The 5,534-nt window shown below is 42.2% G+C and carries 7 protein-coding genes and 1 pseudogene; 2 read left to right on the top strand and 6 right to left on the bottom strand.

Going from position 1 to position 5,534, the window contains the following annotated elements:
• The 4 genes from WKT12_RS16185 to WKT12_RS16170 form a co-directional block, all read right to left on the bottom strand.
• On the bottom strand, positions 1–719 hold a 719-nt coding region (locus WKT12_RS16185; protein ID WP_340320307.1), incomplete at its 3' end, for a protein rep.
• 533 nt (positions 720–1,252) lie between these two features.
• Positions 1,253–1,462, bottom strand: coding sequence for a DUF6722 family protein (locus WKT12_RS16180; RefSeq protein ID WP_008142531.1), 210 nt, complete (start codon positions 1,460–1,462; stop codon positions 1,253–1,255).
• Between the two features lie 86 nt (positions 1,463–1,548).
• Positions 1,549–1,884 (bottom strand): hypothetical protein, encoded by a 336-nt coding sequence (locus tag WKT12_RS16175; protein WP_082390381.1) that lies wholly within the window; start codon positions 1,882–1,884, stop codon positions 1,549–1,551.
• Positions 1,881–2,108 carry a hypothetical protein gene (locus tag WKT12_RS16170; RefSeq protein WP_008142517.1) on the bottom strand — a complete coding sequence of 76 codons (228 nt, stop codon included), beginning with the start codon at positions 2,106–2,108 and terminating at the stop codon, positions 1,881–1,883. The genes WKT12_RS16175 and WKT12_RS16170 overlap by 4 nt, the downstream gene beginning before the upstream one ends.
• A 462-nt stretch (positions 2,109–2,570) precedes the next feature.
• Here WKT12_RS16170 and WKT12_RS16165 point away from each other — a divergent pair, with 462 nt between their 5' ends.
• On the top strand, positions 2,571–3,848 hold the full coding sequence (locus WKT12_RS16165; RefSeq protein WP_054856497.1) for a relaxase/mobilization nuclease domain-containing protein: 1,278 nt from the start codon (positions 2,571–2,573) through the stop codon (positions 3,846–3,848).
• Positions 3,849–3,902: 54 nt separating this feature from the next.
• Here WKT12_RS16165 and WKT12_RS16160 read toward each other — a convergent pair whose 3' ends face one another.
• Positions 3,903–4,667, bottom strand: a complete 765-nt coding sequence (locus WKT12_RS16160) for a hypothetical protein (protein WP_054856498.1) — start codon at positions 4,665–4,667, stop codon at positions 3,903–3,905.
• A gap of 81 nt (positions 4,668–4,748) precedes the next feature.
• Here WKT12_RS16160 and WKT12_RS16155 point away from each other — a divergent pair, with 81 nt between their 5' ends.
• Positions 4,749–5,171, top strand: a complete 423-nt coding sequence (locus WKT12_RS16155) for a hypothetical protein (protein WP_117748734.1) — start codon at positions 4,749–4,751, stop codon at positions 5,169–5,171.
• A gap of 14 nt (positions 5,172–5,185) precedes the next feature.
• On the opposite strand, the pseudogene WKT12_RS16150 reads toward WKT12_RS16155, so the two are convergent.
• Positions 5,186–5,534: pseudogene (locus tag WKT12_RS16150) on the bottom strand (protein rep); the annotation flags it as partial.

The raw sequence follows: 5,534 nt of genomic DNA, 5'->3' as shown, positions 1-5,534 counted from the left end.
TTCTTCGATTTCGTTACAGAAACAGAAGCTTTTGAGGAATACTTAAAAAGCTCCAGTGCACTACCTTCCAAATCTTGAACCTTAACATACTTCTGAAAACGTGAATCCGATTCTGTGCCCTGCAATTTCTTCCATTGTGCCACTATGTACCTGGCAGCTTCCAACGAATCCACTATCACATGAAAATGATAATGGAAGGAATACACGCCTTTCTTCTTATCCTTCACATGGTAGGTACATTCCTTTTTCATCACACCGGAACACTTCAAAGAGCGAAATGCGTGCCTAGTTCTTATACCTTCAGACCACAACTTATTATTTTTCTTTATAAACGCACGTAACTCGTCCACATTGTCCGTAACACAATTCCGGCAAGTAAGCGTCACAAAATAGAAATCCCTTCCCTCACTATGCAAAAATTTCATTATAGGAAGAAACTTTTCTATATTCTGCGCAGTCTGAATACGCTGGCAAATAGGACAAAATGGTCTATGACAATAGTGTGAATGGGCTTTTCCACCCCCCACCGTATATGTATTAGAACAAAAATAGGATTCTTCGTAAGCCTTGATTAACTTGCTTTCTGGGTTTTTTTCCGCAAGTTTCCGGCTGAAATTATGTGCTATGATTTTAGTCTTTGCTTTCTTTTTAAGACTTTCTTCACCCTTTTTTATAGGGTTTTCTTTGGATATGGTTTTATTTGTAGTATCTTTGCACATAGGAAAATTTTTGTGGCTTTTGTTTAGAATCCTCCCGCCAAGAAAGAAGCTAAACAATCGCCGATTGGACAATATGAAGCCCCGAGTTTGCCGCTCGGGGCTTTGTGTTATTAACTCTACCCCAAAAGTAGGCAAAACCTTTCAAACCGCCAAATATCCCTTTGAAAAACCTTTAAAACAGTAACTGACACGAAACTTTCTGATTTATCAAGTATGGGGGCTTGCCCCCATTCCCCCACCATCCGGCTCAACACCCAAACACTTTGTACTTTCGGGAAAAAGACCTATATTCGCAGTACACAAAGACAACCTGCCGAACGATACGGGAGAGTTGCAAAAAATAAGCTGCCAGGGCGAATTGACGGAGTTCCGACATCCCTGGCAGCTTTATTCTTTCCCTACCGTACTAATACGGTCAAGCGGTTTCCTTCTTCGACTGGTCTGTCTTGTGTATCTGTACACAAGCCCATATCCCTGCCACAAGGGCAGCAAGACCAAACACAGACAAAAATACTATCAGTTCCATAATACTGTTATTTTGATTTCTTAGACAACGCAATGAACGCAATGCCAGCAAAGGCGCATATCACCGCAAAAATACCTCCTATCGTGAATAAAAGTGCCCTGTTCACGTCCAGTTTCATTATTCCGGCAAGTATCACACCTCCAAATACCAGCTTCGCCACATCTATGAGGAGCTTCCCGGTTTCCGTAAAAATAACCTCCTTACGTTCCTTTTCCATAATGCAAATATATTAATTTTATTGGTTTCTTGTTCTATCCCCCTCCCGTCCCCCAAAGGGGGAGCACACAAAGACAAACCGTGCCTTCACTCAATGGAGTGTTGCTCTTCAAACAAACTTATCTGCCTTTCGTCATCATCGTTCCTGGCACGTTCCGCAATCCGTTCCCTCTCATGCAGGACAAGACGTTCTATGATGTTTATAGCCTGCAACCGCTCTCCGGCAGTGGTGCGCTCCTTTATATACTTTTTCATTTCATCGTTATTCAGCCAGTCTACATATATGTCTATCATGGAGAGAATGTACTTCTTCATACCGGAAGGGACACGCATGACAACCGTCCCATATCCGCTCAGCGGTTTGCGTCCGGCTCCTTCACGTTTGCCACCCCTCTTTGATTTCGTTACGCTTTCAGTACTCATAAACTTACCTCCTTTCTTACATGAATCCAGTTGCCGGAAGAATCCTTCATGCAGATAAAAGGACACGTGCCGGAACGGTAAGCCATACACGATGTATCACACTCCAACGTACACACCCTGCCTATTATCTTGCAGCCATGTCCGATTTCTGACACTTCGGAATCACTCTTGACGGACACCTCACCGTCAATATCCACCGCATAATAAATGTTATTGCACTCCATAACTCTTTGATTTATGTTACGAAATCAAAGGTACGAAATAGTTGATTACGTTACAAAAATCAAGCGTTAAAAATTGAATAATGTAACAAAAATCAAAAGTAGGCTATCTGATTTTTGTTACAGAAACCAAATACCGCCAACGAAAAGAAAACACCCATGCAAATGGCTGCACTCGTCGGGAGTGTTGGTACACCCCCTTGCCGTGCCGGCGCTCCCCGACCGATGAGTTTTTGTGCCATGCGGTATCTGAGAAAAGCCTGAGAGTTCCTGAAAACTTCCTGAGAACTCAAGTAATTTCACACCGCTTGCAAATCCCATCCGAATGGTTTAACTTTGTCAAAGGTTATAGCACACTATAACCCCTAAAGGGGTTGTGTGCGAGGGGACACCCCTCGACCCCAATGCAAGTCGCTACTCCGTACCGACTTGCCGTGAAGTACAGAAACCTAAATCGCATACAGTATGGCAAAGACAAGCATCAATGTAAGAGCCTGCAACATCGGCAGTGCAGAACGGCACAACCTACGCAGCAAGGAACTGGACTACATCCGTCCAGAACTGACCAACCGCAACGAGCAGTGGGTGGAACGCTCCATTCCTGAAGTACATCAGGACATCGCAGAGAAGTACAAAGCAGCAACCGGGCAGGGATTGCAGAAGAAGGCAACCCCAATCCGGGAGGGAGTTGTCGTAATCCAAGAAAACACGACCATAAGTCAGCTCCGGGAACTGGCGAACAGACTGGAGCAGCGTTTCGGAATACACACGTTTCAAATCTACACCCACAAGGACGAGGGTGCAGCCGTATGGAACGGACTGGAGAACGAATGGAAACCGAACTACCATGCACACATGATATTCGACTGGACGGACGGACACACCGGAAAGACAATCAAGCTCAACCAGCACGACATGGCAGAGATGCAGACCATAACGGCAGAGTGTCTGAACATGGAGCGAGGTGTGTCCTCCGACCGGAAGCACCTTTCAGCAATACAGTACAAGAATCAGGCTGAATCTGAAAAGGCAGCGCAGCTTCAGAAGGAGTGCCAAGAACTGGAACAGACCAAACAAGAGGGAATGGAAAAAGTAGGCAAAGTCCGTGAGGAACTTGAACAGACAAGAGAAAAGCTGAAGGAGGTAAAAACGGACATCAAGGTTCAGAAGCTGAAGGGAGCGGCAGCCGATACCGGAGCCGCCCTGATGAAAGCCGGAACAACCGTGTTTGATGCCACTACAAGCCTTTTCAATGCCGGGAAGGTAAAACGGCAGGAGCAGGAAATAAAAGGACTGAAATCCGAAAACTACACGCTTCAAACGAAAGTTCAGAACCTCGAGGGACATATCAGAACCGCAAACACGGAACTGGCAAGGGAGAGAGAAACGCACCGACTGGCAATCAGAAACGGAGAAGCCCGAATGAGAGCCATTACCGAAATGTTCCCAAGCATGGAGAACGCCAAAGAGAATATCGAGGAACTCCAGTCTATGGGAGTAGAAAACAACAATATCCGGCAGCTCCTTACAGGAAAGGAGATAACCTACACCGGAAACCTTTATGACAGGGAAAGAAGAAAGTCGTATCCGGTCAAGAACGTAAAAATAGACATCGCAAAGAGCCGGAACGGCATAACCACCATTTGGATGAATGACACACACTTCAAAACTTTCTTTCGAGAGCTTTGGAATAAGCTGCAAAAGGTATTAGGTCTTGATATTGGTAAAGGATTACATATATAAAAAAGAAGGGGAGCATTAAAAGCGCTCTCCTTCTTCATATAAATAAGTAAACTATTATTTACTAAAACGGCAAGTAGCTATTGTACCAGAACTTGGTGTACTTCCTTTAGCTTTAAATTCCCAATTATATTGCCCATTTTCCAACGCATCGTAATAAGCTGTCCACGTAAACGATGTATTAAACAAAGAACCAGTTCCGCTAAATGCAACACTTTCAGGAGTTGTTGTATTGTCATCTGGATTAACCTTTGCATTAGGACTAAGAATTTGGAAAAAATAATATCCAGTCACAAATGGATCTTTCTCAACAGTCATACGAATTGTCCTACTTGGGTCTTTAAAAGGAGTTGTGGTTTGTTCACTACCACCATACACCATCAGTGTTGAAGGTATAGTTCTTGAAGAAACTGCCGTTCCCTCTGATTTTTCAAAACCAAAATTTGCGTTTCTTAAATTCTTAACAATTGTTTTCCCATTTACAGAAAAAACCATATAAGCAACTTTAGGGTCTGAAACCGCTTCTGCTACTTGTTCATTCAAAGCCTGCAAATCCTTCTTACACTTCTCTAAATTTACAGGACTTACATTTTGAAGAGCTTGCCAATCTGAATCAGAAACATACGACAAAGCCCTTGTTTTCTTGTTTTCATTAATATAGTACTCATTCGTAGCTTCATTCACATCAATAAAACGAGATAAGACTTCCATGTCTGTTTGAGTATCACTAACAGATACAGTCGTTAAATCATCTTCATTGGAACATGAGGTTACAGCCATACCAGCAAATAACGCACAAGCAAAAAACAAAACTTTTTTCATAACAAATTCCTCCTATTTTTATAAAACACTTAAAATTAATAATAAAATCCGTATCTTTGTAAAGTACCAATTGATTTTCTTATGAAAAAAATAATATTAGCTATCATAATAATCACTTTACAAAGCTGCATTGAAAAAGAAGGTTATTACAATGACGGACAGAACAAAATCATTTCATTAATATGCGATACTATTTGGTGCAGAGATAAAATTAACAATGAAAACGGCACTACATACCAGGACGCTTATAATTTTAATGAAGATGGCACATACGAACACATCATCATTACAACAGATTCAGAAGGGACCGAACACATAAACAAAACCACTAGACAATGGTCATTCTATGACCCTGCATTTAATACCATTTATTTTGGTAACAAACACTACTGGGATATAGACAGACTAAATAAAGAACAATTCTCATTCTACGATAGAAGTGGAGAATTCGGAGAAATAGGAATGTCCAGAGAATACGTTACGCTCAAACCATACGCCAAATAAATTTCATCCAACAATCAACAAGGAGGTTTTTTTATCTCCTCAAGATAAATTTCCTGAAGAAGTTCGTCCTTACTCGTTACCTCATAACGGCACAATGCTTCTCCGGTTTCCATATTAAACCAGTCCGCAACACCATCTTTTACGGACATATACCAGGTATAAACACCATCCTCCACATTAAGACCTTCCACGTTCAACTCCAAGTCCTCGTCCCGGAACTCGTTCAACGCTTCATCCCCTATCATTTCCCTGAACTTGCCGAAACTGCTCATACGCTGCATACTGTGCATGGCAGTATATATCATGTCCAAAGCCTGATAGTTGATTTCTACCTTCTCAATCTTTGTTTTCTTTCCCTTCTGT

The organism is Phocaeicola sp. HCN-6420 (assembly GCF_037890145.1).
GTDB lineage: Bacteria > Bacteroidota > Bacteroidia > Bacteroidales > Bacteroidaceae > Phocaeicola.
The sequence above is the reverse complement of the archived record's forward strand: the minus strand, read 5'-3'. Positions and strand labels throughout refer to the sequence as shown.

Coding starts and splice junctions, on each gene's coding strand:
- WKT12_RS16175 (WP_082390381.1), bottom strand. CDS start 1,884: ATGAGTACTGAAAGCGTAACGAAATCAAAGAGGGGTGGCAAACGTGAA.
- WKT12_RS16160 (WP_054856498.1), bottom strand. CDS start 4,667: ATGAAAAAAGTTTTGTTTTTTGCTTGTGCGTTATTTGCTGGTATGGCT.
- WKT12_RS16165 (WP_054856497.1), top strand. CDS start 2,571: ATGGCAAAGACAAGCATCAATGTAAGAGCCTGCAACATCGGCAGTGCA.
- WKT12_RS16155 (WP_117748734.1), top strand. CDS start 4,749: ATGAAAAAAATAATATTAGCTATCATAATAATCACTTTACAAAGCTGC.
- WKT12_RS16180 (WP_008142531.1), bottom strand. CDS start 1,462: ATGGAAAAGGAACGTAAGGAGGTTATTTTTACGGAAACCGGGAAGCTC.
- WKT12_RS16170 (WP_008142517.1), bottom strand. CDS start 2,108: ATGGAGTGCAATAACATTTATTATGCGGTGGATATTGACGGTGAGGTG.